Source organism: Rhodococcus sp. I2R (assembly GCF_020889545.1).
Classification (GTDB): Bacteria; Actinomycetota; Actinomycetes; order Mycobacteriales; family Mycobacteriaceae; genus Rhodococcoides.
In genome coordinates, this window is the sequence record NZ_JAHUTG010000029.1 from 1 (window position 1) to 24,843 (window position 24,843).

Genomic DNA, 24,843 nt, shown 5'->3' on the forward strand with positions numbered 1-24,843 from the left:
CTCGTACGATGATTCTTCACTGGGGCCTCCCACATCTGTGGCTCTACCGGCCAGGACCCACTCCTGTCGGCAACCCACGCTTACATGCGGAGGGGCCCCAGCCAAGACCTCCATACCGTCTATGATTCGACTCGATTCAATACTTTTGACCGTTTCATTACTTGCGCTAGCGTAATCGGCAACTTTGCCGCTAGGGTAGGTAAAACCGGCCGGTCTGCAACCGAGGCGGATTGCTGCAGACCTGTTGGTAGAGAACGCATTCGGTGCATTCTGCATTGATTCCGTTCGCGCTCGAATATGTCGACCAATGACAAGTCAGGAACAACGCCGGAGTTCCCAAAGCGTCGACGCGTGTTTACACGGCCTTCGGAAGCACTGTGCCGCAGGGTGTTATCGGCTCCAAAGCCCGCCTCTTCCGGGAGGGTGCGTTGTGCTCGGCGACGGACTACCAGTTCAACCTGTTCAACACGAGTTCTCAGACCGCTACGTCCACTCGAGACTGCGGACCCGGCTTCTACAACAGTCATGGATTCGTGGCGGTGTGGCCGTCCGGTGGAAACATGTCGGAGTACGTCACCTTCCCGTCCGACCCCCTCCAGTACCCTGCCCCCGCTGCCCTGGCTGCACCTCGCGCAGACGGCGACGCTGCGCGCGCACAAGGAACAAATCCGGACGGTGAGAGCTACGGAACCGGCGAGGCCGCGCAGGCAGATGCTGAACTCCCTGACCTGGTCAGCGCCATCGGTACCGATGGTGAGCTGGGGTACGTCAGGTCGGACGATTTGGTTGGTTCGGTAGTCGACGCTGCCGCGACGCCAGCTCCCCGGACGATTCCCCTGCTGTCACAGACCGGGGACCCCATCGGGTCGTTCCAGATCGGTTAGCATCTTGATCGTCGCCTCTGGCCTCGGCGCTTCGGCGGCCGAGGCCAGAGTTCGTTTCAGCCTAAAGGAGACGGTATGGCTCAATACTGGGGCGATTACCCGGTCGCGGATGACGAGGGTGAAATACCTGAAGGTCTGCCCACGGGTCGATACGTACCGCTCGTCGCCAACGGTCATGGGGCGTTGACTGCCTGGGCTGCGGGTCCGGGCCGATGCTTTCGGACGTCGTATCCAGCGGCGCTGCATCCGCCCGTGAAAGTGTCACGCGGTCACCAGGCAACCGGTGACCCGCAGGAAGTTTGGTTCGAGGCCTTCACTGAAGAAGATTTGCGTGCACAGAACGAGGACATCAATGCATACTTGGCCTCGGCAGGAGTTCGTCCACAACCGCGGGGTTACAAGTGGCACGTGCTGGTCCCCGACAACATCGTGAACGAAGATGCCCTCGAAGACGCGTTACGAGACAAGAACAATTATGTGGATCCCGTAGAAGTCTTCGAATCCATTGCACAGCTGTACGGAAATTTGTTCCGGTCCTGACCTTGCGAGCCGCCAATTTTCCTTGGCAGAGACAGAGGACGTGCGACCCCTCCTGTCGCCGTTTTGGTGTACCCGGTGGAAGTGTCTCGCCAAAGGAACCCGGGGCCGGACGTACACCGTGATGGGAGCTAATCGCTTAACCCGCAGGCGAACTGAGGTGCCGGTAGAGGGTGGCGCGGCCGATTCCGAGTACTGATGCGATTTCGGTTTTGGGTGTGCCGTCGTCGAGCATTCTGCGGATGTGACGAGCTTTGTCGGCGTCGATCTTGGCTGGTTGGCCACCGATGCGGCCGCGGGCTCGTGCGGCTGCGAGGCCGGCCATGGTGCGTTCTTTGACGAGGTCTCGTTCGAATTCGGCGAGGGAGCCGAAGATGTTGTAGGTCAGGCGTCCTCCGACTGTCGAGGTGTCGATGCCTTCGGTGATGCTGCGCAGTGTTGCACCTTTGGTTTCGATGAGGTTGACGGTTTCGATGAGGTGGCTCAGTGAGCGGCCGAGTCGATCGAGTCGCCATACTGCGACGACGTCGCCGGCGCGCACGCTCTCGAGGAGCAGCTGCAACTGAGGTCGGTCTTTGTCTGCTCCGGATGCGACCTCTTCCCAGATGCGGAAGCAGCCGGCGGCTGTCAGTGCGTCTCTCTGTAGATCCAGCGACTGATCGGTGGTCGAGACCCTCATGTATCCCAAAACGGCGCTCACGAGGATGACTGTCTCAGAAACGGCCGACAAGGCACAGGCGGCGCGTCAGAGCTTGAGACAGGTTTCTGAGACACATCACGATTGAGTCTCGATATCGATCCTGTCAGTTTCAGGAGTCGCGTTCACTGTGTCAGAAGTCGAATGCACTGAGCGCCAGCAATTGATGTGGGTTCGGCTCCTACTCCGGCTCGTCGGCGTTAGTGTTGCCTATGGGCATGTCGAAAGTGGTACCTGCGCTGCCGGTACGAGACATCGACACCGCTGTAGAGATATACGTCCGCGCGTTCGGCTTCACGACCCGGTACACCGACCCGACTTTCGCGAGACTTACCCGCGACGACGTCGAGATCCACTTGTGGGCCGCCGACGACGACAGCTGGAATACCCGTTCAGACCCTGCGGCATGGCCGGTATGCAGCGGAGCCGAGACGTTCCTTGCCGGCACAGCCAGCTGCCGCATCGCCGTGGACGAGATCAACGACCTTTACGCCGAGATGTCCCGCGCGGGAGTGCTCCATCCCGCAGACGCGGGTCGTCCCGTCTCGACGGACTGGGGAACGACGGAGTTCGCAGCTGTCGACACCGACGGCAATCTGATCACTTTCCATACCGATGAAAAAAGCCAACACGAGCCCACCACGGCAGGCAACGGCGCACCCTGACCGCACCCTCGAGCAGAAACTCGATGACCCGGACGTCCGTCGACGCGCTACGCGTGGTCATCGTCCTGAAATAAGCGCATGCTGGACTTGTCCACCCGCGCGCAGTCAGGCGACGGTCAGATAGATCAACGCGACATTGAGTGCGACGACGATTCCCGCGATGAGCCATGCCGCGTATGCCGTGATCCGGTGATTGACATCGCCGCCCATCAGGATGCGGTCCGAGGTGAACCGCACCAAGGGAATGAGCGCGAACGGAATACCGAAGGACAGGACGACTTGTGAGACGACCAGTGCCCGACTGGGGTCGACCCCCGCGGCCAGAATTGCCAGTGCGGGAACAAGTGTCACCAGTCGTCGCACCAGAATCGGAATGCGCTGACGTAGTAGGCCGTCCATGATCATCGCGCCGGCGTATGCCCCGACCGATGTCGATGCCAGGCCCGAGGCCAGCAGGCCCACCGCGAACAGCAGCGCTACCACCGGCCCCAGAGTGTCTCCTACTGCTGTGTGAGCTCCTTCGATGGAATCGACGCCCTCTCGGCCTCCCAGCGTCGAGGCCGCCAACAGCAGCATCGACATGTTCACTGCACCGGCCAGCAGCATCGCCAACCCGACATCGATCCGGGTGATCCGCAACAACCGCTGCCGGACAGGCCCTGCCTCGGGGTGTCCGTGCCGGTCACGTGCAAGGCCGGAGTGCAGATAGACCGCGTGCGGCATGATCGTCGCACCGAGCATAGCGGCGGCTATCAATACGCTTTCCGCGCCGTCGAACCGCGGAATCAACCCGGCGGCAGCGGCGGTGAACGATGGCGGTTCCACGACGACGCTGGCAAGAAATCCGACGGCGATGACACCGAGTAGACCGAGAATCACGAACTCGAACGGGCGCTGGCCCCGGCGATCCTGGACCAGCAACAAGATCATCGATACGGCTCCGGTGATGAGGCCGCCGATCAGGAGCGGCAGGTCGAAGAGCAAGTAAAGAGCGATCGCACCGCCGACGATCTCTGCGAGGTCGGTCGCCATGGCGACCACTTCTGCTTGCCCCCAATATGCCAGTCGCACACTCTTGCTCGACTTCTCGCGGACCACTTCGGGCAGTGTCATTCCGGTGACGATGCCGAGTTTGGCGGAGAGGAACTGCACGAGGCCGGCCATCACGTTCGCGGCGACGATCACCCAGACCAGCAGGTACCCGAACTGCGCGCCGGCGCTGACGTTGGAGGCGACATTGCCGGGGTCGACGTAGGCGATCGCGGCGACGAAAGCAGGACCGAGCAGAACGAGGCCAGACCGAAACCTCGAGGGCGGCCGAGACGATCGGCGCTGCAGCACAGACATGACCACACCCTCCGGCACCAACAATATGTCAGAACCCTGAAAATATAGTTCGGCCTCCCGAACAATGCAATGCGGCGTGGCGGTTCGGCGACATCACGATCAGATGGGCAGGATCACTGCACTGACGAATTCGTTGCGGATCCAGGCGATGAACAACCCCCACACCCCGGTCAGCAGTGCGATGCCGACGGCGATCATGATGACACCGCCCGCCACCTTGATCCTCTGAGAGTTCCTCCGAAGCCACCCCACACCGCGCATCGCCGAACTCGAACCGAACGCAAGAACGACGAACGGTAGGCCGAGTCCCAGGCAGTACGCGACGATGAGAGTGACCCCGCGGGCTGCGGTTGCACCTTCGGTGCCTGCCGCCACGGACAGCACGCCGGCAAGGGTCGGACCCAGGCACGGCGTCCAGCCGAGCGCGAACACCCCACCGAGCAGCGGCGCTCCTGCAAGGGACGAGATCTGCCGGGGTGCGAATCGGGTGTCGCGTTGCAGTGCGGGTATCAACCCGATGAACGCCGCACCCATGATGATCGTGATGACCCCGCCCACGCGTTGGAGTACTTGCTCGTTGATGCGCAAGGTGCCGATGACTCCGAAGACCGAGGCTGTGGCGAGGACGAAGACGATGGTGAACCCGGCGACGAACAACGACGCTGCACCGGCCACACGCCAGCGATTCACGAGACCCGTCGACGACGTACCGGCGGTCGCGGTGCTGGGTGTCCGGGCATCGGCTGACTGAGCCTCGCAGGCCGATTGGGTGCCGCGGGCTGATTGGGCGTCGCGGGCTGATTGGGCGTCGGCGCCGGCGATGCCTGCCAGGTAGGACAGGTATCCCGGCACCAGCGGCACCACGCACGGTGAGGCGAACGAGACCAACCCGGCGAGCATGCATGCCGCGATCGCCAGCAGTAGGGGCCCACTCGATGCCGCGTTCTGGAACGTCGACCCGATGTCTTGGGCGAGAAGAGTCGTCATTCCGCGGCTATCCGTTCGACGACGGGAAGCAGGTCTTCGGTGAGCAGGGCTCGCATGAAGACCGCGGCCACCCGGTGCTGGCGATCGAGTACCAGCGTCGAGGGAATGACGCTGGTCGGATAGTTCCCGCCGAGGGCGATCAGCGTCCGCATCGAGGGGTCGTAGATCGAAGGGTAAGTGACGTTGTTGTCGACCACGAAGTCCTGCGCTTTGTCCTTCTGCGGATCTCGGACATTGATACCGAGGAACTGCACACCGCGCTCACGGGTGGCCTCGTAGACCTCTTCGAGGTCGTCGGCTTCGCCGCGGCAGGGGCCACACCATTGACCCCAGAGATTGATCACGACGACCTTTCCGTCGTAGTCCGCCAGAGCGGTCGTCTTGCCCTCCTCCATCAGATCGGGGCCGGCGAGCTCGCCTATGGTTCCGCGTGTTTCGGGAGGGTCGTAGACGATGTCGGTTCGGCCACCGGGCGCGACGAAGTCGAAGCTCCCGCCGGACGGTGCAGCGTCGGCACCAGCGGAGCATCCGGAGATCAGTAGTACGACGGCAAGAATCGATCCGATTGCCGCGGTGGGCGTGCCGCCTTGTCGTCGAGTACCGACCCACACGGGTAGGAAACGTGTCATGAGGTGAAGTCCTTTATTGCAGTGCGGATCTGGTCTGTCGTCTCGAACACTGTCGGGTCGGTGATGCGCTCGATCGTTCCGTCCGGGCGGACGAGAAAACTCAGGGGAAGGACCGGCGGTGCCGAGAGCGCGTCCTGGACGCTGCCGCCGTCGATGTAGTTCGGATAGCGGATGCCCAGTTGCGTGAGCAGCGCGGCCGCGTCCGCGGGTCGGTCCTCGACGTTGATTCCGATGACTGGGATCGCGTCGGGTTCTGCGGCGTAGGCATCGACTACGGGCATCTCGGTGCGGCACGGGCCGCACCAGGATGCCCACAGGTTGATCAGCGTCACCTCGCTGCCGAGAACGTCGACGAGATCGACATCGTCGGCACTGCCGATGCAGCGCGCCATCACTCCCGCCAGCGGCCCACCTTCGTGTGGCACCGGCTGCGGACACAGCGGTAGCGCTGTTGCTCGTGCCGCGTCATCCGGCGGGCGGGACAGTGTGGGTTCGGGTCCGACCGGCGCGACATTGTTGGCGATGACGTCGGATGGGCCGCCCTCGACGCCACCGGAGCGGGGCCACAGTGCGACGATCGATGCAACGACAACGACGAGCATGACGATCGACCAGCCGCGCGTCATCGCCGTGACCTTCTTTCTCGAGAGATCGGCAGAGGGGCGAACGGTACGTCGCGGATCATAGGAGCGTGGACCAGTACGACCAGAAACGCTGCGCGATCAGGGCGATGAGGACGAGAAACCACACGGTCAGCGCAATCGAGTGATTGCGCATCAACACTCCCGCCCACTGCCGCCGGCCCGCACTCGGAGCCCCGCGGTCGAGGTTGCGCAGCGTGACGTACCAGAAGATCGGTACGGTGACCGCCCACACCGCCATGCAGTACGGGCACAGCGCGCCGATGTCGTAGAGGCTCTGCACGATCAGCCAGTGCACGAAGACCGCAGCAGCAGTGACACCGACCTGCAGTGCACTCCAGAACCACTGCGCGAACACGGCTCCGGCGAGCAGGGCGGCACCCACTGCCGCCACGACGGCGAAGCCCGCGATCCCGAGAAGGGAATTGGGAAATCCGAACGCAGACGCCTGCGGGGTGTCCATCACCGATCCGCAGTTGAGTACCGGATTGATACTGCAGGTCGGGGCGTAGGCGGGATCGAGCGCAAGGGCGAACTTCTCTACCGTGAGTACGAACGCGGCGGCCAGTCCGATCACGCCTCCTACCAGCAGCAGCCAGGGCAGGCTTCGGGCGAACGGTCCGCTGCGTCGGGTGAGAGCGGCTGCGCGGTCAGCCGAGTGCAGCGTCGAGGGCATCGGTGAGGTCTCCGTAGGTGGTGGGTTCGATCTTGGTGCCGTTGAGGAAGAACGTCGGGGTGCCCTGGACGCCGAGCGCGATCCCGTCGGCGACGTCGGCCTCGATGCGTTCGAGCGTCGCAGGGTCGGTGTAAGCGGCATCGAAGGCGCTCATGTCGAGTCCTTGCTCGACGGCGAAGCTCCGAAACAACTCGTCCTGCGGAACCTGCTGTTCGCCCCACTGCGCCTGCGTCTCGTACATGCGCTGATACATGTCCTCGAAGCCGCCCTGCTGTGCTGCGGCTTCGACAGCGCGTGCGGCGCGTTCGGCATTGAAGTGCGAGGCGATGGGAAAGTAGCGGGCCACGAAGCTCACCCGGTCGCCGTACTCCTCACGCAATTGTTCGATCGCTGGGTAGACAGACCGGCAGGCCTCGCACTCGAAGTCGAGGAACTCCACGAACGTGACCCGGCCGTCGGGCACCGAGTTCAACCGATGACTGTTCTCGCGCACCGCGATCGAGGCAGGGTCGGCGGCGGCCTGCTCGGCGGCGGCAGCATCCGGCGTGCCCGATCGGTCCACCACCAGAAATACAGCCAACGCGGCGGCGAACACGACCACCAGGGACAGGGAAATCTTCAACGCTCGGCTCATACAACTACCTTCTCGACTCGTTCGGACTGATCAACGGGCCCGATATGGGCGTTTCGACCCGTTGTGAGACTAACAATCGTACGAACGTCGACCGAAAGGTCTTCCCTGACGATCGCATGATTGTTAGATTGTGCCCATGGCCTTGGAACCTTTGGACTCGTGCGATCTGTTGTGTATGGACCTCCCTCACGCCGAGAGGGTGCGCGCAGCCTTGCCTGCTCTCGGCGATATCGAACCGGTCGCCGACGCTGCCCGAGCTTTCGGTGACCCCACCCGACTGACCATCGCGCTCGCGTTGAACGCCGGCGGGCAGATGTGCGGCTGCGATGTTGCGTGGATCGTGGGACAGAGCCAGAAGCTGGTCTCCCACCATCTCCGCAAACTCAAAGCCGCGGACGCCGTCACATCGAACAGAGAGGGAAAGTTGGTCATGTATTCGCTCACCGATCGCGGCGCCCGACTGCTCTCGATACTGACCGAGCCACTGGCCACCGCCTCGGCCACCGCTGATCTCACCGGGGTCGATCATGGCTGACGCGTGCTGCGGACCGACCCCCGCTGCGCCGACCACCGAACCGGCCGCCGACGGTACGGGCACGGCAGGTCCGGCTCCGACCGACGTACCCCAGAGGTTGTGGCAGGTCCGCGAGCTGCAACTCGCATCGGTAGCCGCGATCATCCTCGCCGCATCGTGGTTGCTCGGTCGAACGGGTGCCGATGCGGTCGCGACCGTCGGCGGTCTGATCGCTGCCGCGATCGCGGCCGTCACCTTCGTTCCCGCGACGGTGAGAAATCTGCGACACGGCCGCATCGGTGTCGGCACGCTGATGACGATCGCGCTCCTCGGTGCCATCGCATTGGGCCAGATCCCCGAGGCCGCGATGCTCGGCATCCTGTTTTCCGTCGCCGAGGGACTCGAGGAGTACGCGGTCACCAAGACCCGCCGCGGACTACGCGCACTTCTGTCCTTGGTGCCGCCGACAGTGTCGGTCCTGCGCGGTGGAACCGAGCAGGCCCTGCCCCCCGACGATGTCGTGATCGGGGACACCATGGTGCTGCGACCGGGCGAGCGAGCTGCCACGGACGGCACCATCGCACGCGGTTCGACGAATCTGGACGTGTCCGCGATCACCGGCGAGTCCGTGCCCATCGAAGCCGGTGTCGGCGACGAGGTGCATGCCGGTGCCATCAACGGCGGCGGAGCCATCGAGATCACCGTCACCGCGCCGGCATCGGAGAGTTCGCTTGCGCGCATCGTCCGCATCGTCGAACAGGCCCAGGACCGCAAAGGGGCCGGCCAGCGGCTCGCGGACCGGATCGCACGTCCCCTCGTGCCTTCGATCATGATTCTCGCCGCCCTCGTCGCCGGCGTCGGTGCGGTGCTCGGTGACCCCATGTTGTGGCTCGAACGCGCACTGGTGGTCCTGGTCGCGGCATCACCGTGCGCGTTGGCCATCTCGGTGCCGCTGTCGGTGGTGGCGGCGATCGGGGCTGCGAGCCGCAACGGGGCATTGATCAAAGGCGGTGCAGCAGTAGAAGAGCTGGGCCGCATCCGCGTCGTCGCCGTGGACAAGACCGGCACCCTCACCGCAGGACGACCGGAGGTCGTCGACGTCGTCACCGCTGCGGGAATCGGCCGCGACGCCGCGCTGGCCGTTGCTGCTGCGCTCGAAGCGCGCAGCGAGCATCCACTCGCCCGCGCCATCCTCGCTTCCGTATCGACCGTCGCGGCAGCCGATGATGTCACTGCCATCGCCGGACACGGCCTGACCGGCACCCTCGACGGAGCCGCGATCAGGCTCGGGAAACCGAGCTGGTTCGACACCCACCCCAGCTCCGAGGAGTTCCGCGCCGACGTCGCTCGTCTCCAAAGCAGCGGTGCCACAGTCGTTCTCGTCGAACGCGCCGGAGTCCTGATCGCTGCGATCGCCGTCCGCGACGAACTGCGGCCCGAGGCCGCCGAGGCTGTCCGCCAACTCACCGCGCTCGGTATCGACACTGCGATGCTCACCGGCGACAACGCACTCACTGCGCAGGCCCTGGCGACCCAGGCGGGTATCACCGCCGTCCACGCCGAACTACTGCCCGAGGACAAAGCGGCCCTGCTCGCCGACATCGCGGCCGGACGCAAGATTGCCATGGTCGGCGACGGCATCAACGACGCTCCCGCCTTGGCGACCGCAGATGTCGGTATCGCCATGGGCGCAATGGGAACCGACGTTGCCATCGAGACCGCCGATGTTGCCCTCATGGGGGAAGACCTCCGGCATCTACCGCAGGTGCTGGCCCACGCTCGGCATGCCCGCGGCATCATGGTCCAGAACATCGCCCTGTCGATCGCGATCATCGGCGTGCTCGTCCCACTGGCTGCCACCGGCGTCCTCGGTTTGGCGACTGTGGTGCTCGTCCACGAACTCGCCGAAGTCCTGGTGATCGCCAATGCGATTCGTGCCGCCCGCACCACACCGTTGGACGGGTTCGTCCCACCGCCTACGGCATCCGGTGCCCTCAATGTCACGATCGCACCCGCAGCGGCCTTCGAGGATGCCTGCTGCGCTCCGGCCCCGACGCCGAGGAACGCTGCGCCTCTCGCATCTGGGAACCTACTGGCCGCCACCACCGCACCGTCACCCTCGGCGATCGGAGCAGACGACGGCAGCAGCTCCGGGTGCTCGGATGGATGTACCTGCTGCACATCGACTCCCGCGCGAAGCGAACTCGGTCAGGGAAGGTAGAGACCTGCGGGCGGTGATCGGACTGCATGCAGGCTCTACGGGATCGACATGACCCCAGCAGCAGCGGCATCGACAACAGAGGTGCGCTGGCACCACCTCGAACGAACACACATCCTCTCGCAGCACTATCCGTGATTGCATGCTCTCAACCACGCCGCGATGGTGAAAGCTGCGGCGGTAGAACATGATCGGCGCGAATCCTGGGGTCAGGTGATCCGGATCGTGATCGCTGCTCCAGGATCGTGGTCGGGGCGATACCCGGCCGGTAACACCGGCCGGGTCGAGGCGGGACCGATGTCGCCGATGCCCATTCCGCAGGACCGTACGGACGCGCTGAGAGGCAGATAGCGGTCATCAGTTCAGGCCTGCGTAGGAGTGCAGGCCGGAGACGACCATGTTGATGATGAACAGATTGAACAGCATCGCCACGAATCCGGCGATGTTGATCCATGCTGCGCGGGTGTTGCGCCACCCGCTGGTGGCGCGGGCGTGCAGGTAGGAGGCGTAGACGATCCAGGTGATGAAGGAGACCGTTTCTTTCGGATCCCAGCCCCAGAACCGGCCCCACGCGGCTTCGGCCCAGATAGCGCCGAGGATGACGCCGACGCCGAAGAGCGGGAAGGCGAAGATCGTGGTCTTGTAGGCCACGATGTCCAGTGTCTGCGCGGAGGGCAGGCGGGCTGCGATCCGGCTCACGCGGCTGCCCGAGTCCTCGGGATGCTTCATGCGGATCAGGAACAGTATGCTCGCAACCCCGGAGATCAGGAACACCCCGCTGCCGAGCGAGACGATGGAGACGTGCACCGGCAGCCAGTACGACTGCAGTGCCGGTACCACCGGTGCTGCGTCGGCGTACAGCACGGTGCCGGCGACGAACAGCAGGATCAACGTCGGCACCAGAACGAACAACCACAGGGTGCGTAGCTGCGTCGAGCGCAGCACCACCAGTGCAGCGACTACACCTGCTGCGCAGGTGACCGAGACGAATTCGTACATGTTGCCCCACGGCGGCCTGCCGGTGGCGATCCCGCGAAGGATGATCGACCCGATATGCAGGGTCAGTGCCACCATCACCAGCCCGAGTCCGCTACGCCCGAAACGTTCGGATGGAACTCGCCGGGGTGCGTCGGGAATGCGTCCGGGCGTCGTCGACGTGGCAGCAATGATCCGAGCACGAAGTCGCTCCGTATTGTGCAGTTCCGCGCTACGGGTCGTTGCGAGCTGTGCGAGGAATGCGATCGCGGCGAGGAGATAGACCACGAAGGCGGTCTCGAAGCTGATGTCGCTCCACCGGGCGAGGGTGTCGTCGATCGGCATGGTGCTACACCGTTTCTCTGTCGTGGTTCTCGGACGGGCTCTGCGTGTGCGGCCAGATCTTCAACCGAAGGGTCTGGAATTCCGGTCCCCAGCCGGCGTGATCGGTGCGAGCCAGGCCACCCATGTCCACTGGCGAGAGACCGCGCTCGCCGGGGTGGACCCGGAACCAGACACGGCGACGTGTGATGACCAGGGACACCAGTAGTCCGGTCATCATCGTGACCGCGAACACGAGCACCCACCGCTGCGCGGGGTCGTATCCGACCTGGAGGTTCGCGAATTCCTTGGCACCGTCGAACCGGACGACGGTGCCGTCGGAGAGGGTCGTCGATTCTCCGGGCCGCAGGTTGACCCGGTCCTGCTTGACCAGCCGGCCCTGGTTGATCATCTCCTGGTCCAGGGAGAAGATCGACTGCGGGATGCCGGTGTCGAGACCGGTGTCGCCTTTGTAGATGTCCACTGCCACCGCGGGATCGACCAGTTCCGGGAAGCGGGAGGAGAGCAGGTTGCCGTTGAATTGCGCGGTGGGCGCGAAGAGTCCTTCGATGGCGATCTGCCCTCGGCGGCGCTCCTCGGCGGTGGCGTAGGTCCCCCCGGGTGGGTCGAATCGCAGCGCGCCGCTGCTGAGGAACGTGGTGGCGTCGTCGGGGCGGAACTGCAGCGCTTCGGTGCGGGTCTGGCCGTCGGGGAAGGTGACGGTGAACTCGGGGGCGTAGCCGTGTCCGGTGAGGTAGATGCGTTCGTCGCCGAGCCGGAGGGGTTCGTTGACTTTGAGTTGATAGTCGCGCCAGGTGTCGGCGGCGATGTCGTCGGCGCTCTGGTAGGAGATGTTCGAGGTGAACATCTCGGCCTGACCGTTCTCGAGGTAGTCGGCGGTGAAATCTCTGACCCGGATACAGAACGGCTCGAGTCCGGTGCCGTCGGTGCTGTTGCCGGCGCGAAAGGAGTCGTAGATCGCGGGCGAGGTGTTGCAGAAACCGGGCCCGTTGTCGGCGATGACGATGACCGAGCCTTCGTAGCCGAACAGTTTGCCGATCGCGATGGCCGCGAGCAGACCGATCAGCGAGAAGTGAAACAGCAGGTTCCCGGCCTCGCGGGTGTAGCCCTTCTCCGCCGAGAGAGTCAGTGCCCCATCGGGCTCGGGTCGAACGGCGGTACGCCACCCTTTCAAGTGCCGCGCGATGTCGGCGATCACCTTCTCGGGGTCACCGGCGAGGGTGCCCGAATGATGCAACGGTAGTCGAGTGAGGTTTCGCGGTACTCGAACAGGTTGTGCGCGAAGAGCTTTGCCGTGCTCGATCAACCGGGGAGTCAGACAGCCGATCAGCGACACGAACAACAGGACGTAGATCGCGGTGAACCAGGAACTCGCGAACACGTCGAACAATTCCAGCGTGTCCATCACCGGCCCGAGAACCGGACGCGCGGCAATGAAAGAATCGACGGCCTGGGTATTGAGATTGCGCTGCGGCAGCAAAGCGCCGGGGACAGCTGCGGCGGCGAGGAGGAACAGCAGCACCAACGCTGTCCGCATCGACGTCAGTTGTCGCCACCGGTTGCGCAGCATCGCCACTGTTCTGCGCACCAGTCCCGGCGAGTGCGCACGGGGGTGTTCGTCGATCGTCATCTCCGCACGCCCTTCACCGACCACCATCTAAATACTACGCGACATAGTAGTTTGCGGGGTTCGGTGTGATGGAGCGTGGTCGGCGCAGCAGCGAGAACGCCAGTGCTGCACCAGCGCCGGTGGCGGCAATCCATTCCGGAACGCTGCCGGTGATCGTCGCCGGGGTGAGGGTGGTGCTCAGTGACACCTCGGTGACGACAGCTGCGGGGGTGAACAGCTCCGTGCGCTCGACGACCTCCCCGCGTGCATCGATGACGGCGCTGACGCCGCTGGTGGCCGACACGACGACGCTGCGCCCGTGTTCGACCGCTCGTACCCGCGACATGGCGAGTTGTTGATAGGTCATGTTCGTCCGACCGAAAGTGGCGTTGTTGGTGGGCACTGCGATCAGCTGGGCACCGGCGCGCACGGAGTCGGTGAGCAACGAGTCGAAGGCGACCTCGTAGCAGGTGGCCACCGCGACGTGCACTCCGGCGAGGTCGAGGACGCCGTTGCCCTGGCCCGGGGTGAAGTTTCCTGCCTGGGCGGCATAGGGAGAGAGTGCGGTGACGATCGTGCGCATCGGCAGGTACTCCCCGAACGGCACCAGTTGCCGCTTGTCGTGCCTCTGCCCGGGCCCGGTGACGGGATCCCACACGATCGAGGTGTTGCTCGTGGTGCCGTCGTCTCGGCGGAGAACCGTGCCGACGAGTACGGGGACTCCGACGGCGCGGGCCGCGGCGTCGATACGTGCGGCGGCGTCGGGGTTGCGCAGGGGATCGATGTCGGAGGAGTTCTCCGGCCAGATGACCAGGTCGGGTGCGCGTACGCGGCCGGAGTCGATGTCGGCGGCGAGCTCGATGGTGCGCTGAACATGGTTGTCGAGAACCGCGCGTCGTTGGGCGTTGAAGTCGAGACCGAGACGCGGGACGTTGCCTTGCACCAAGGCGACGGTGACCGTGTCCTGCTGCGGCGGAGCGAACAGTGGAGCCACCACCGTGAGCGCCCCTACAGCAGTGGCCACACCGATGCACGACGCTGCTGCAGTTCTGCGGGTGATGCGACCGGAGGCAACGACGCCGGCCAGAGCGGACCCGATCAGCACCACGACGAACGACAACCCCGGCGCGCCGATCACCGCAGCCAGAGGCAGCAGCGGCCCGTCGGATTGACCGAATGCGATGCGGCCCCAAGGGAAGCCGCCGAACGGGACCCGAGATCGTGCCGCTTCCATCGCCACCCAGGCGCTCGCCACCCAGACCGGCGCCCACGGCAGTCGGGACATCCGATCCGCTACCGCACCGAACAGTGCCACGAAGAGTGCTTGAACGACGGACAGCGCCAGCCACGGCACCGATCCGACGTACTCCCCCCACCCACGGCAGCAGAGGCACGAAGAACGCCGAGCCGGCGACGAAGCCGTAGCCGGCCCCCGCACGCGCCCCTCGCCCGCGCACAGCCAACAGCAGCATTGCAAGTGCTACCGGAGCGAGAAACCACAGATCGATGGGCGGGAATGTGGCATACAACATCAGCCCGGATGAGGCGGCGGCGAGGAGCCGGATCCACGCGCGGACTCCGTTGCTGCCGGTCACCCACCGCGCCCGGCTCGGGTCGTAGACGAGAGGTCGAGGCCCGGGCTCGATGCCGGGAGCCGATCTCATGACGGCACGCGCGTGCAGCCGGTACCGGAGGAGCCTCTGCCGTTCATCAACTACTATGGTGCATAGTATTTTATGTGATGGCAACTCTGCGGCGGTGACCGATCCCCTTCCGTCGACACCCAGCACCTGTCCGAGATACACACCCGAGAACGAGGATCCGTGAACCGCTCGCCCACCACGTCTCCCACGCGGCTGCGTGCTTACGCAGTGACTCTCGTGCTGACATTGGTCGCTACCGCGCTGACCGTCGACTACTGGGCGCAAGAAGCATTGGTCGGCTCTCCGATCCCACTACCGATCCTCGAATTGCGGCTCGCCTTCAACCGCGGAATGGCCTTCAGTCTGGGCAATTCGCTGCCCCTATGGGTGATCGTGTCGGTCACGGCGACGATCACCGCCGGGGTCGCGGCCTACGGATGGCACAGCGCTCGGCACGGGGAGCAGTGGACCACGGTGGCGCTGGCGTTGATCCTCGCCGGCGCGCTGTCCAACGTTCTGGACCGGCTTGTCGACGGTGCGGTCACGGACTACTTTCACACCGGTTGGTGGCCGACATTCAACCTCGCCGACATCTACATCACCTGCGGGGTGGTGCTGATGATCGGGGCGGCACTGGCACGCGAGAGGGCACAAGGGTTGCCCCTCTGCCCGCAGTGCCCGACAGCGCCGGATCGTGAACGTGCATGAGATATCTCGGCGTTCGAATCGAATGCCCTGCAGTGCACATACATTCGCGACAGGACAATCATGCTGATCCGCTCGAACAGTGAGGGTGATCGACACCGGAACTGCTCGAAACATAGTCGACTACAACCACCGACACGCGATCGTCGCCTCTCGCTCACCGAGGCGTACCGAGGGGAGCCTGCTGTATGAGCGAGGACATCCCGGCGCTACCGCGCCGTATTTTTCTCGCTACGAGCTGCGCTACAGCGTGCCTGACTGCCGCCGGATGCAGCGTCGGCGAAGCCCCGTCCGGTGAGGACACCGCTTCCGACGGTCCCGTCACCTTGTCGGTGAACGATGTTCCTGTCGGCGGTGGAATCGTGCTCGCCGACCGGCAGGTCGTCGTCACCCAACCGGAACCCGGTATCTTCCGGGCCTTCTCGGCTATCTGTTCTCACCGAGGGTGCACAGTGAACCGAGTTCGCAACGGCACGATCGAGTGCCCCTGCCACAACAGTGCGTTCTCGATCACCGACGGGGCGGTCATGCGCAGCCCCGCCACCGAGCCACTGCCGAACCGTGCCGTGACCAGAACCGTCGATACCCTCACCGTCGACTGATCCATCACCGGGCGCGAACATGCGAGGTGGACGGGTTCGGGGTGAACGGTCTCGACCGGGCCGATGTGCGGCACTCGAGGACCCACTCTGTGCCCCCACCCGACGGGTGCCGGTTCGGTACATCGCTGCCGTGTCGACGACAGCACAGCGTGCCGATCGCGCACCGGGTCGAGACCTGCCTACCAATTGACCTCTCGGCACCGGCCTTCGCCTTCCCGGGGTTCGACCTGCACAGTGGCGTGTTCGAGACCGAACTCGTTGCGGAGAACCTGCTGCGCTGCAGCGAGCACCCGCGGTGTCTCGGCCTCCGGGGCGACCGTCAGATGCGCCGACGCGACCTCCATCCCCGACGTCAGTGTCCATATGTGCAGATCGTGCACCTCTTCGACATCGTCGACATCGGTCAGGGCCCTTTCCACGGCGGCGACATCAATGCCCGCCGGAGCATGTTGCAGCAGAATTCGTACGGCGTGACGGCCCAGGTTGAACGCGCGTGGCAGGACGAACACGCCGATGGCGACCGCGATGACCGGGTCGGCGTACCGCCACCCGAACAGGACGGTGACCAGTCCGCTGACCAGTACGCCGATCGAGCCGAGCATGTCCGCCATCACCTCGAGATACGCACCCCGAACATTGAGGCTGTCCTTGGCGCCGCTGCGCAGCAGGACGAACGCGATGAGGTTCATCACGAGCCCGAGGGTGGCCACCGCCATCACCGGGACGCCGGGGACCTCGGGCGGATTCGTGATGCGTTGCGCGGCTTCGTAGAGAATCCAACCGGCCACACCGAACAGCAGAAGTGCATTGAACAATGCGGCGAACACCTCGGCTCGGTAGAGCCCGAACGTGCGGGCAGCCTTGGTCGATCGTCGCTGTGCGAGTGTGATCGCCACGATCGCCATCAGCACCCCGAACACGTCGGTGAACACGTGTGCGGAATCGGAGAGCAACGCCAGCGACGAGGTGGACAGGCCGACGACGACCTGCGTCACCAGGGTGACCGCCCCCAGACCGACAGCGATCCACAGTCCCCCGAGGTGCTTACCGGACGCGCTGGCCGGTGAACCCGGCTCTATCCCGTGGCCATGTCCGTGCCCCATCGTTGCTCCTTCGTCGTGTCAGATCCGCAGAACGACAACATATTGCGATATGCGCATACATGCAAGTGTTGAAGGATCATCCGGCGGTGGCTGCCCGGACTCGTACAACTATCATTCGTAGTAGTTCATTGTCGGCGCAGGTCGGACTGCCTCGCGCCCATGCCGGAAACACGATCCACCGGGAAGAGGCGCACACCATGGCCACCGAAGCGGCCCATTCGACCCGCGGCGCAGTGGATCGACGCTCCGGATCGCAGGTGATGGTGCTGTGCGCAGCGATTGCCGCGGTGGTCGCTGCACTGCTCGCAGCGATGTCGACGTCGCAAGCGCTCGTGCTGTTGGGTCTGCCCGATCCGGGCCCGATCACCACGTACGGGATCCCGGCACTGACCGCGATCGGCGAGGTGGCTGCCGTCGTGGCGGCGGGGTCGCTGCTCCTCGCGGCATTTCTCGTTCCGCCTCAGAGGTCGGGTGTGCTCGACATCGACGGGTACGTAGCCGTCCGCACCGCGGCGAAGGCCTCCGCAGTGTGGGCGGTGTGCGCGGCGGCGTTGGTGCCGCTGACACTCTCGGACGCCTCGGGTCAACCTGTCGGATCCGTTGCAGCGCAACCGGTGCAGTTCCTCGGTGCGATCGGCGATGTCGAGGCCTCCACTGCATGGGCCATCACCTCTGCGGTCGCGGCGATCACCGCCGCAGCATGCGCGGCGGTGTTGCGGCATCGATGGACCCCCGCCTTGTTCGCCCTGTCGATGCTCGCGTTGATCCCGCGCGCGGTCACCGGCCACTCCTCGACCGGCGGCAATCACGACATCGCGACGAACTCGTTGATCCTGCACATCCTCGCTGCCGCGCTGTGGGTGGGCGGACTCCTCGCACTTCTCGCTCATGCGCTGCGCGGAGGTGGGCACCTTGCCGTCGCGACCCGCCGCTACTCGACGCTCGCTCTGGTCGCGTTCGTGATCATGGCGGTCTCCGGAGTGGTCAACGCTGCCGTGCGAGTGCCCGTGACGTCGCTGTGGGATTCGACGTACGGCGCTCTGATACTGGCGAAGATCGCAGCTCTGGCGATCGTGGGGACCCTCGGGTGGATACAGCGACGACGAACGGTCCGCGCTCTGGCTCACGACCCCGCGAGGCGCAGATCCCTGATCACGTTGTCGATGATCGAGACCCTCGTTCTCGTCACCACCGTGGGCCTGGCGGTCGCACTGGGCCGCACTCCCCCGCCCCCGCCGCAGGACACCTCGCTGCCCCAGGCGCACGAAGAGGCCTTGGGCTACGTGTTGGACGGCCCGCCCACCGCTGCGCGGTTGGCGTTCGAGTGGCGTTTCGACCTGGTGTTCGGCTCCGCGGCGGTGATCGCGGCCGTCCTGTATCTGGTGGCCGTGCGGCGCCGTCGGCGGGCAGGCCTGTCATGGCGGCGGCGGTGGACAGCGAGCTGGTTGGCGGGTACTGCGGTGCTGCTCGTGGCGACCTCGTCCGGGGTCGGGTTCTACAGCCCGGCGATGTTCAGCGTGCACATGGCGGGACTGACCGCGGTCGCCGTCGCCGTGCCGTTGCTGTTGGTCCTCGGCCGACCGGCAACCTTGTTCGCCTCGGTCCTGCCGACCGCGTCGGCCGCCGAAGCACCGGGCTCGCGCGAATGGCTCCGGGCTGCATGGCAGAGCCGAGCAGCCCGGATCGCGATACACCCGTGGGTCAGCACCACGGTGTTCCTGAGCAGCTTCTACCTGCTCTACCCCGGCGGACTGTTCGACACCGTCGCCGACTCGCATGTGGCACACATGGTGATGAAGGGCTGGTTCCTGACCGTCGGGATGGTGATGTTCTGGGGCACGGTCGGCGAAGACCCGGTACCGAGACCGATCGCGGGACTGACGAAGTTGCTCGCGAGTATCACCGCATTGGCCGGGTTCGCATTCTTCCTCGTCGTGACGATCGATCTCGAGACCGCGCTCGGAGCGAGCTTCTACAGCGGACTGCGTCTGGACTGGAACGCAGACCTGCTGGCCGACCAGCGGCGCGGCGGCACTCTGGCGTGGGGCATCGGGGAGTTGCCGTTGCTCGCTGCCGCGGTTCTCGCCGCGGTCCGGTGGTCGGCGGCCGACGAGAGCGCGGCACGGCAACGAGACCGCCGAGTCGACGATCAAGGTGATACCGAACTCGAGGCGTACAACACCATGCTCGGTGGCCTGTCCTCTCGGCGCGATCACCCCTGATACCCGAAACGCCCAGCCCTGTTCCGGTGCGGATGTCGTAGCCCGGCGGGATGTCGTAGCCCGGCGGGATGTCGTAGCCCGGCGGGATGTCCTCCGAGGACCGTGACCAGCGGTACGGACGAATCCGGGTCGAGTGGGATGGAAAAACTATGCTCGATAGTAGTAACCTGTGGCCTGACCGTCACCATTTCGTTATCTCGAGCGAGGCCACGGCCTCGTAGCCACCAAGGATTGTGATCTTGGCCCGACACCGCACACCCGATCCGATCGACGACGACTACGCAGCGCCGGCACCCGGCGTCGCGGTCTCGATGCCCGTCGGCAACAGGCCGACGGCGCTCATCGATCACCCCCGTCATCGACACGCCGGGTTCGCACCCTCGCGTTTCGTGACCGAGTCGCCCGCCGAGACCGTGTACTCCGACAATCGGTCGCAGGACGAGCACACGCCTTCGGCGCAGACGCCCGCACCGGATGTACCCGCTCACGCGGTCAGCGCCGCCTGGGACACCGCGGCCGCGGACACTGCCGCGTCGATGTGGGTGCACGTGGCCGGTCCGGACGAGACGACACACGGCGACGGTGGCCGCGATGTAGTGCAGGCCGTGTCGCGACGTGCTCGCCGCGGACTTCATCGCCGCCGGGTGCCGAAGCCGGGTGGCCGCGCCATCGCTGCGTCGGTCGCGGTCGGTGCCTTTCTGTCCGCGGCAGCGACGTCTCCGAACACCGGGTCGCAGGACAGTGTGGCGCTCAGCGCTGCGAGTATCGATAGCCCTCCCGCCGGCGTCCTGCCGCCGAGCCCGGTCGTCGCCTCACCCCCGCAGGTGTTGCAAATGCCCGATCTCGATGTCGGCCGGCTCGCGCAGCGCATGACCGAGCAACTCGCCGAGGGGGGAGTTCGGGCGGCGGAGCGCGCCGCACGCGATGCCGAGGCGCGGCGCCCGCTCTCGGTGGTGCCGGTGTCGGGCACATTGACCTCCAGTTCTGGGCCGCGTTGGGGGACAACGCATTACGGACTCGACATCGCCAATACGATCGGGACGCCGATCGTATCGGTGACCGACGGTGAGGTCATCGAAGCAGGGCCGGCGCAAGGGTTCGGCCTGTGGGTGCGTATTCGTCAGGACGACGGCACGATCGGGGTGTACGGCCACATAGACCAGGCGCTCGTCACCGCCGGTCAACGCGTGAAAGCCGGCGAGCTCATTGCTACGGTAGGCAACCGAGGCCAATCCACCGGACCCCACCTGCATTACGAAGTGTGGCAACCCGACGGTGCCAAGTCCGACCCGACGGCGTGGCTGTCGGCACGCGGAGTCGATATCACCTGACACGACGAGGAAAGAAGAACTGGCGATGAAAAGGCTCGGTGATCTCGAAGCGGAGGTGATGAACGTGCTCTGGCAATGTGATCGACCGCAGTCGGTCCACGACCTGCGTGAACGCATGGCCGACAGAAACCCCGCCTACACCACGATCCTGACCGTCGTGACCCATCTCCACGAGAAGGGGTGGGTCGAGCGGACCAAGCAGTCACGCGCCTATCTCTACTCGCCCGTGCAATCTCGGGCCGAGGCCACCTCGCAAGCGCTGCGCGAAATCCTCGACACCAGCACCGACTCGGCCGCCGTGCTGATGCATTTCGCGAAAACCGTCACCGACGACGAACTGGACGCCCTGCGGGGGAACCTGCCGGACGCGAACCGGTGATCGTCGCACTGGCATTACTCCTCGCCGCGACCCTGGTGGCCGTTGCCATGCCGCCGCTGCTGACCTCACTCACCCGCACCGTCGGCCCCTCTCTCGCCTTGACCGCTTGGATCGGCAGCATCGCCGGGGTGCTGTTTCTCGTGGGATCCGCGGTGGCGGTGTTGCTCTGGCCCGGCCATGCGCCGGCCGAGGGCATGGTCGAACTCGCCGTCCGCTGCCTGGGCTCGCTGCAACACGCGGCCCAGCCGTGGATCGGGGAAGCGGTCGCCGGGGCATCGGTCGTCCTCGCGGCGTCGGCATCGGCGCGCGTCCTGCGCTCGACTCGCCGTCAGCTTCGAGCGCGGTCCAAAGTCCGCGACTATCACCGCGATGTCATCGCCGTCGTGGCGCGCACGGACCCCGGACCCGAACCGATCATGTGGCTCGACCACCCACTCCCGCTGGCCTACAGCATCGACGGTCGCCCCGGCTACGTCGTGGCCACCGAAGGCCTGCTCGCCCATCTCGATCCCGAACAACAGCGAGCAGTGATCGCACACGAACGTGCCCACCTGCGCGGGCGCCATCACCGCATCGTCAACATCTGCGAGATCCTGGCCAAAGCGCTTCCTCGCGTTCCCCTCTTCGCCGCGGCACCCGCGGCGGTACGGGTCCTGGTCGAGGTCGCAGCCGACCGGTCCGCGGCCGCAGTCACCAGCGCCGACACTGTACGTTCGGCATTGTCGACGGTCTCGCAGGCGCATTCTGCGCGGCCACTGTGGGCACTGGGCCTGATCGGGGACTCGACCACCGAGCGGTTGCATCACCTCGACACGAGCGCGCAAACACCGAGCCGAACCCGAGCGGGCGCTTATGCTGCCGCCGCCGTGCTGCCCCTCGTCGTGCCGGCCGTGTTGGCCGTCGTCTCGCTCAGCGCGGTCTCCGCCGCAGCGTGCGCGGTCCTGCTGATCTGAACAACCCCAAATACTATGCTGCATAGTATTTGGGTTACACTGGCGGACGCGTCCTGTAATTCGCGTGCGACACGAAGGTGGTTCCATGACGGCGCTGACATCTCCTCCGGCTGCGCCGGCGGTTCGCCCCTATCCACCCCGCGGGGCCCGCAAGGGGTCGTTCCTGCACACGATGGTCACCACCACCGATCCGAAGGTCATCGGACTGATGTACTTGGTGACCTCGTTCGGGTTCTTTCTCGTCGGTGGCCTGATGGCGTTGATCATGCGCTCCGAGCTCGCGGTCCCGGGAATGCAGTTCCTCTCCAACGAGCAGTACAACCAGCTCTTCACCATGCACGGCACGATCATGCTGCTGCTCTACGCCACCCCGATCGTCTTCGGCTTCGGCAACTACATCCTGCCGCTGCAGATCGGCGCACCCGATGTCGCCTTCCCCCGGCTCAATGCCTTCTCCTACTGGCTGTACCTGTTCGGCGCACTGGTCACCACCGCAGGTTTCATCAGCCCCGGCGGTGCCGCAGACTTCGGCTGGACCGCGTACACCCCGTTGAGCAGCGCCGTCTACTCCCCCGGTATCGGATCCGACCTGTGGATCGTGGGCCTGCTCGTCGCCGGCCTGGGCACCATCCTGGGCGGGGTCAACATGGTCACCACCGTGGTGTGCCTGCGCGCACCGGGAATGACGATGTTCCGGCTACCGATCTTCACCTGGAACATCCTGGTGACCTCGATCTTGATCCTGCTGGCGTTCCCACTGCTGACCGCAGCACTGATGGGCCTGCTCGCCGACCGTAAACTCGGCACCCACATCTTCGATCCCGCCAACGGCGGAGCGTTGCTCTGGCAGCACCTGTTCTGGTTCTTCGGACACCCCGAGGTCTACATCATCGCGCTACCGTTCTTCGGAATCGTCTCGGAGATCTTCCCGGTCTTCTCCCGCAAACCCATCTTCGGGTACAAGGGGTTGATCTACGCCACCGTCGGCATCGCCGCCCTGTCCATCGCGGTGTGGGCGCACCACATGTACGCCACCGGTGCCGTGCTGCTGCCGTTCTTCTCGTTCATGACCTTCCTCATCGCCGTGCCGACCGGGGTGAAGATCTTCAACTGGATCGGCACCATGTGGCGCGGCCAGGTCACCCTCGAATCCCCCATGCTCTTCTCCATCGGATTCCTGATCACGTTCGTCTTCGGTGGACTGTCCGGAGTGCTCCTGGCGAGCCCGCCCATCGACTTCAACGTCACCGACACCTACTTCGTCGTCGCGCACTTCCACTACGTCGTGTTCGGAACGGTCGTGTTCGCGACCTACGCCGGCATCTACTTCTGGTTCCCCAAGATGACCGGCCGCATGCTCGACGAACGACTGGGCAAGTGGCACTTCTGGCTGACGTTCCTCGGCTTCCACGCCACCTTCCTCGTCCAGCACTGGCTCGGCGCCCAAGGAATGCCGCGCCGCTACGCCGACTACCTCCCGTCCGACGGATTCACCACCCTCAACCAGATCTCGACCGTGGGATCGTTCGTCCTCGGGGCCTCGACGCTGCCGTTCATCTGGAACGTGTTCAAGAGCTACCGCTACGGCGAAGTGGTCACCGTCGACGACCCCTGGGGCTTCGGTAACTCCCTCGAGTGGGCGACCAGTTGCCCACCCCCGCGGCACAATTTCATCGAGATGCCCCGGATCCGCTCCGAGCGGCCGGCGTTCGAGCTGCACTATCCGCACATGGTCGAACGCATCCGCGCCGAGCAGCACGTCGGTGGCCCGCACTCGGATTCGATCGCGCCCTCGGAAGTGATCACCGAAGCGATTGCCGGACCGGACGTATCGAAACGGCCGGACGTCGACAAGTAACACGGTCGACCGACCCCCGTAGGCTCACACCCCCTTACTACTAGTGCGCATAGTAGTAAGGAGAATCAGTACGACCAGAGGAGAACCGAACGTGAAACGATGGATGCTGGTCGCCGTGCTCATGTGCGGCACAGCACTGTTCTCCGCGGCCCCGGCATCGGCGCACAGTGAACTCGTCAGCTCCGACCCCCCGGCCGATGTGACGCTCGAGTTCGCACCGATCGGCGTCGGCCTCAAGTTCAATCAGGACATCAACGAATCGTTCGCGACCATCAGCGTGGTAGGTCCTGGCGATACTCAGTGGACGCAGGGTACGGCCACGGTCGAGGGCCCCGACGTATCGGTCCTGCTCGAGGACGGCCTACCCAACGGGCAGTACACCGTCGGCTACCGCGTCACCTCCGCGGACGGGCACCCGATCACCGGGTCGTACGGCTTTTCGGTCGACGTCGCGGAGACCGCCACCCGCCCGGACGCTGCTGCACAGCAATCGCAGGGCGGTGCGACCTCGCCGGCTCCCTCGACCACGCCGACGCAGGCCTACGATCCGAACAACCCGTCCGCCAGCGAGGACCGGCCACCGAAACAGAACACCATGATGCTGCTCTCCATCGTGGGCCTGACTGTCCTCGGTCTCGCTGCCATCGCCCTGACGTTGGTGATCCGAGGCAAGGACAAGCAATGACAGGGGC

General features: G+C 65.1%; 23 protein-coding genes and 2 pseudogenes. 14 read left to right on the plus strand and 11 right to left on the minus strand.

What is annotated here, in order from left to right; all coding sequences use genetic code 11:
• Positions 1-377: 377 nt before the first annotated feature.
• On the plus strand, positions 378-884 hold the full coding sequence (locus KVY23_RS21860) for a hypothetical protein (protein WP_032373336.1): 507 nt from the start codon (positions 378-380) through the stop codon (positions 882-884).
• A gap of 75 nt (positions 885-959) precedes the next feature.
• Positions 960-1,424 (plus strand): DUF5956 family protein, encoded by a 465-nt coding sequence (locus KVY23_RS21865; protein ID WP_032373337.1) that lies wholly within the window; start codon positions 960-962, stop codon positions 1,422-1,424.
• Positions 1,425-1,560: 136 nt separating this feature from the next.
• Here the strand turns inward: KVY23_RS21865 and KVY23_RS21870 are convergent, their stop codons facing one another.
• Positions 1,561-2,121, minus strand: coding sequence for a recombinase family protein (locus KVY23_RS21870; protein ID WP_094642704.1), 561 nt, complete (start codon positions 2,119-2,121; stop codon positions 1,561-1,563).
• Between the two features lie 215 nt (positions 2,122-2,336).
• Between KVY23_RS21870 and KVY23_RS21875 the strand changes: the two genes are divergently transcribed.
• Positions 2,337-2,783, plus strand: a complete 447-nt coding sequence (locus KVY23_RS21875) for a VOC family protein (protein WP_197077431.1) — start codon at positions 2,337-2,339, stop codon at positions 2,781-2,783.
• Positions 2,784-2,888: 105 nt separating this feature from the next.
• On the opposite strand, the gene KVY23_RS21880 is transcribed toward KVY23_RS21875, so the two are convergent.
• From KVY23_RS21880 to KVY23_RS21905, 6 genes are all read right to left on the minus strand, one after another.
• The gene (locus KVY23_RS21880; protein WP_008720147.1) at positions 2,889-4,130 is read right to left on the minus strand and encodes an Nramp family divalent metal transporter; all 1,242 of its coding nucleotides are present in this window, start codon (positions 4,128-4,130) and stop codon (positions 2,889-2,891) included.
• 99 nt (positions 4,131-4,229) lie between these two features.
• Positions 4,230-5,117, minus strand: coding sequence for a cytochrome c biogenesis CcdA family protein (locus tag KVY23_RS21885; protein ID WP_032373339.1), 888 nt, complete (start codon positions 5,115-5,117; stop codon positions 4,230-4,232).
• Positions 5,114-5,746, minus strand: a complete 633-nt coding sequence (locus KVY23_RS21890; protein WP_080733221.1) for a TlpA disulfide reductase family protein — start codon at positions 5,744-5,746, stop codon at positions 5,114-5,116. Before KVY23_RS21890 ends, KVY23_RS21885 begins: the two co-directional genes overlap by 4 nt.
• On the minus strand, positions 5,743-6,372 hold the full coding sequence (locus KVY23_RS21895; RefSeq protein WP_008720130.1) for a TlpA disulfide reductase family protein: 630 nt from the start codon (positions 6,370-6,372) through the stop codon (positions 5,743-5,745). The genes KVY23_RS21890 and KVY23_RS21895 overlap by 4 nt, the downstream gene beginning before the upstream one ends.
• Positions 6,373-6,427: 55 nt before the next feature.
• Positions 6,428-7,063 carry a vitamin K epoxide reductase family protein gene (locus KVY23_RS21900; RefSeq protein ID WP_008720128.1) on the minus strand — a complete coding sequence of 212 codons (636 nt, stop codon included), beginning with the start codon at positions 7,061-7,063 and terminating at the stop codon, positions 6,428-6,430.
• On the minus strand, positions 7,038-7,697 hold the full coding sequence (locus KVY23_RS21905; RefSeq protein ID WP_008720127.1) for a thioredoxin: 660 nt from the start codon (positions 7,695-7,697) through the stop codon (positions 7,038-7,040). The genes KVY23_RS21900 and KVY23_RS21905 overlap by 26 nt, the downstream gene beginning before the upstream one ends.
• A gap of 136 nt (positions 7,698-7,833) precedes the next feature.
• Between KVY23_RS21905 and KVY23_RS21910 the strand changes: the two genes are divergently transcribed.
• The 3 genes and pseudogenes from KVY23_RS21910 (at position 7,834) to KVY23_RS21920 (ending at position 10,780) form a co-directional block, all read left to right on the plus strand.
• Positions 7,834-8,232: a metalloregulator ArsR/SmtB family transcription factor gene (locus tag KVY23_RS21910; RefSeq protein ID WP_032373340.1), complete on the plus strand. Its 399-nt coding sequence runs from the start codon at positions 7,834-7,836 to the stop codon at positions 8,230-8,232.
• The gene (locus tag KVY23_RS21915; protein WP_032373341.1) at positions 8,225-10,432 is read left to right on the plus strand and encodes a cation-translocating P-type ATPase; all 2,208 of its coding nucleotides are present in this window, start codon (positions 8,225-8,227) and stop codon (positions 10,430-10,432) included. Before KVY23_RS21910 ends, KVY23_RS21915 begins: the two co-directional genes overlap by 8 nt.
• Positions 10,433-10,480: 48 nt before the next feature.
• Positions 10,481-10,780, plus strand: a pseudogene (locus KVY23_RS21920) (DUF3703 domain-containing protein).
• A gap of 6 nt (positions 10,781-10,786) precedes the next feature.
• Here the strand turns inward: KVY23_RS21920 and ccsB are convergent.
• The 3 genes and pseudogenes from ccsB to lnt all read right to left on the minus strand — a co-directional run bounded on the left by ccsB (position 10,787) and on the right by lnt (position 14,887).
• Positions 10,787-11,749: a c-type cytochrome biogenesis protein CcsB gene (ccsB, locus tag KVY23_RS21925; RefSeq protein WP_032373342.1), complete on the minus strand. Its 963-nt coding sequence runs from the start codon at positions 11,747-11,749 to the stop codon at positions 10,787-10,789.
• A 4-nt stretch (positions 11,750-11,753) separates the two neighbouring features.
• On the minus strand, positions 11,754-13,376 hold the full coding sequence (locus tag KVY23_RS21930; RefSeq protein ID WP_045841170.1) for a cytochrome c biogenesis protein ResB: 1,623 nt from the start codon (positions 13,374-13,376) through the stop codon (positions 11,754-11,756).
• 34 nt (positions 13,377-13,410) lie between these two features.
• Positions 13,411-14,887 (minus strand): annotated as a pseudogene (gene lnt, locus KVY23_RS21935) (apolipoprotein N-acyltransferase).
• Positions 14,888-15,178: 291 nt separating this feature from the next.
• Between lnt and lspA the strand changes: the two are divergent.
• Positions 15,179-15,706, plus strand: coding sequence for a signal peptidase II (gene lspA / locus KVY23_RS21940; protein WP_052061206.1), 528 nt, complete (start codon positions 15,179-15,181; stop codon positions 15,704-15,706).
• Positions 15,707-15,891: 185 nt separating this feature from the next.
• Positions 15,892-16,305 (plus strand): Rieske (2Fe-2S) protein, encoded by a 414-nt coding sequence (locus KVY23_RS21945; protein ID WP_008720941.1) that lies wholly within the window; start codon positions 15,892-15,894, stop codon positions 16,303-16,305.
• Positions 16,306-16,484: 179 nt separating this feature from the next.
• Here the strand turns inward: KVY23_RS21945 and KVY23_RS21950 are convergent, their stop codons facing one another.
• Complete coding sequence (locus KVY23_RS21950; protein ID WP_230558227.1) at positions 16,485-17,408, minus strand: cation diffusion facilitator family transporter; 924 nt, start codon at positions 17,406-17,408, stop codon at positions 16,485-16,487.
• A 197-nt stretch (positions 17,409-17,605) separates the two neighbouring features.
• Between KVY23_RS21950 and KVY23_RS21955 the strand changes: the two genes are divergently transcribed.
• From KVY23_RS21955 to KVY23_RS21980, 6 genes are all read left to right on the plus strand, one after another.
• Positions 17,606-19,630: a cytochrome c oxidase assembly protein gene (locus KVY23_RS21955; RefSeq protein WP_032373357.1), complete on the plus strand. Its 2,025-nt coding sequence runs from the start codon at positions 17,606-17,608 to the stop codon at positions 19,628-19,630.
• A 536-nt stretch (positions 19,631-20,166) separates the two neighbouring features.
• The gene (locus KVY23_RS21960; RefSeq protein WP_080733228.1) at positions 20,167-20,961 is read left to right on the plus strand and encodes a M23 family metallopeptidase; all 795 of its coding nucleotides are present in this window, start codon (positions 20,167-20,169) and stop codon (positions 20,959-20,961) included.
• A gap of 25 nt (positions 20,962-20,986) precedes the next feature.
• Positions 20,987-21,340 (plus strand): BlaI/MecI/CopY family transcriptional regulator, encoded by a 354-nt coding sequence (locus KVY23_RS21965; RefSeq protein ID WP_027494220.1) that lies wholly within the window; start codon positions 20,987-20,989, stop codon positions 21,338-21,340.
• On the plus strand, positions 21,337-22,293 hold the full coding sequence (locus tag KVY23_RS21970; RefSeq protein WP_008720986.1) for a M56 family metallopeptidase: 957 nt from the start codon (positions 21,337-21,339) through the stop codon (positions 22,291-22,293). Before KVY23_RS21965 ends, KVY23_RS21970 begins: the two co-directional genes overlap by 4 nt.
• Before the next feature lie 85 nt (positions 22,294-22,378).
• A complete protein-coding gene (gene ctaD, locus KVY23_RS21975) occupies positions 22,379-24,151 on the plus strand; it encodes a cytochrome c oxidase subunit I (protein WP_072692203.1) in 1,773 nt (590 codons plus the stop codon).
• A gap of 91 nt (positions 24,152-24,242) precedes the next feature.
• Positions 24,243-24,836 (plus strand): copper resistance CopC family protein, encoded by a 594-nt coding sequence (locus tag KVY23_RS21980; protein WP_008720475.1) that lies wholly within the window; start codon positions 24,243-24,245, stop codon positions 24,834-24,836.
• Positions 24,837-24,843 lie beyond the last annotated feature (7 nt).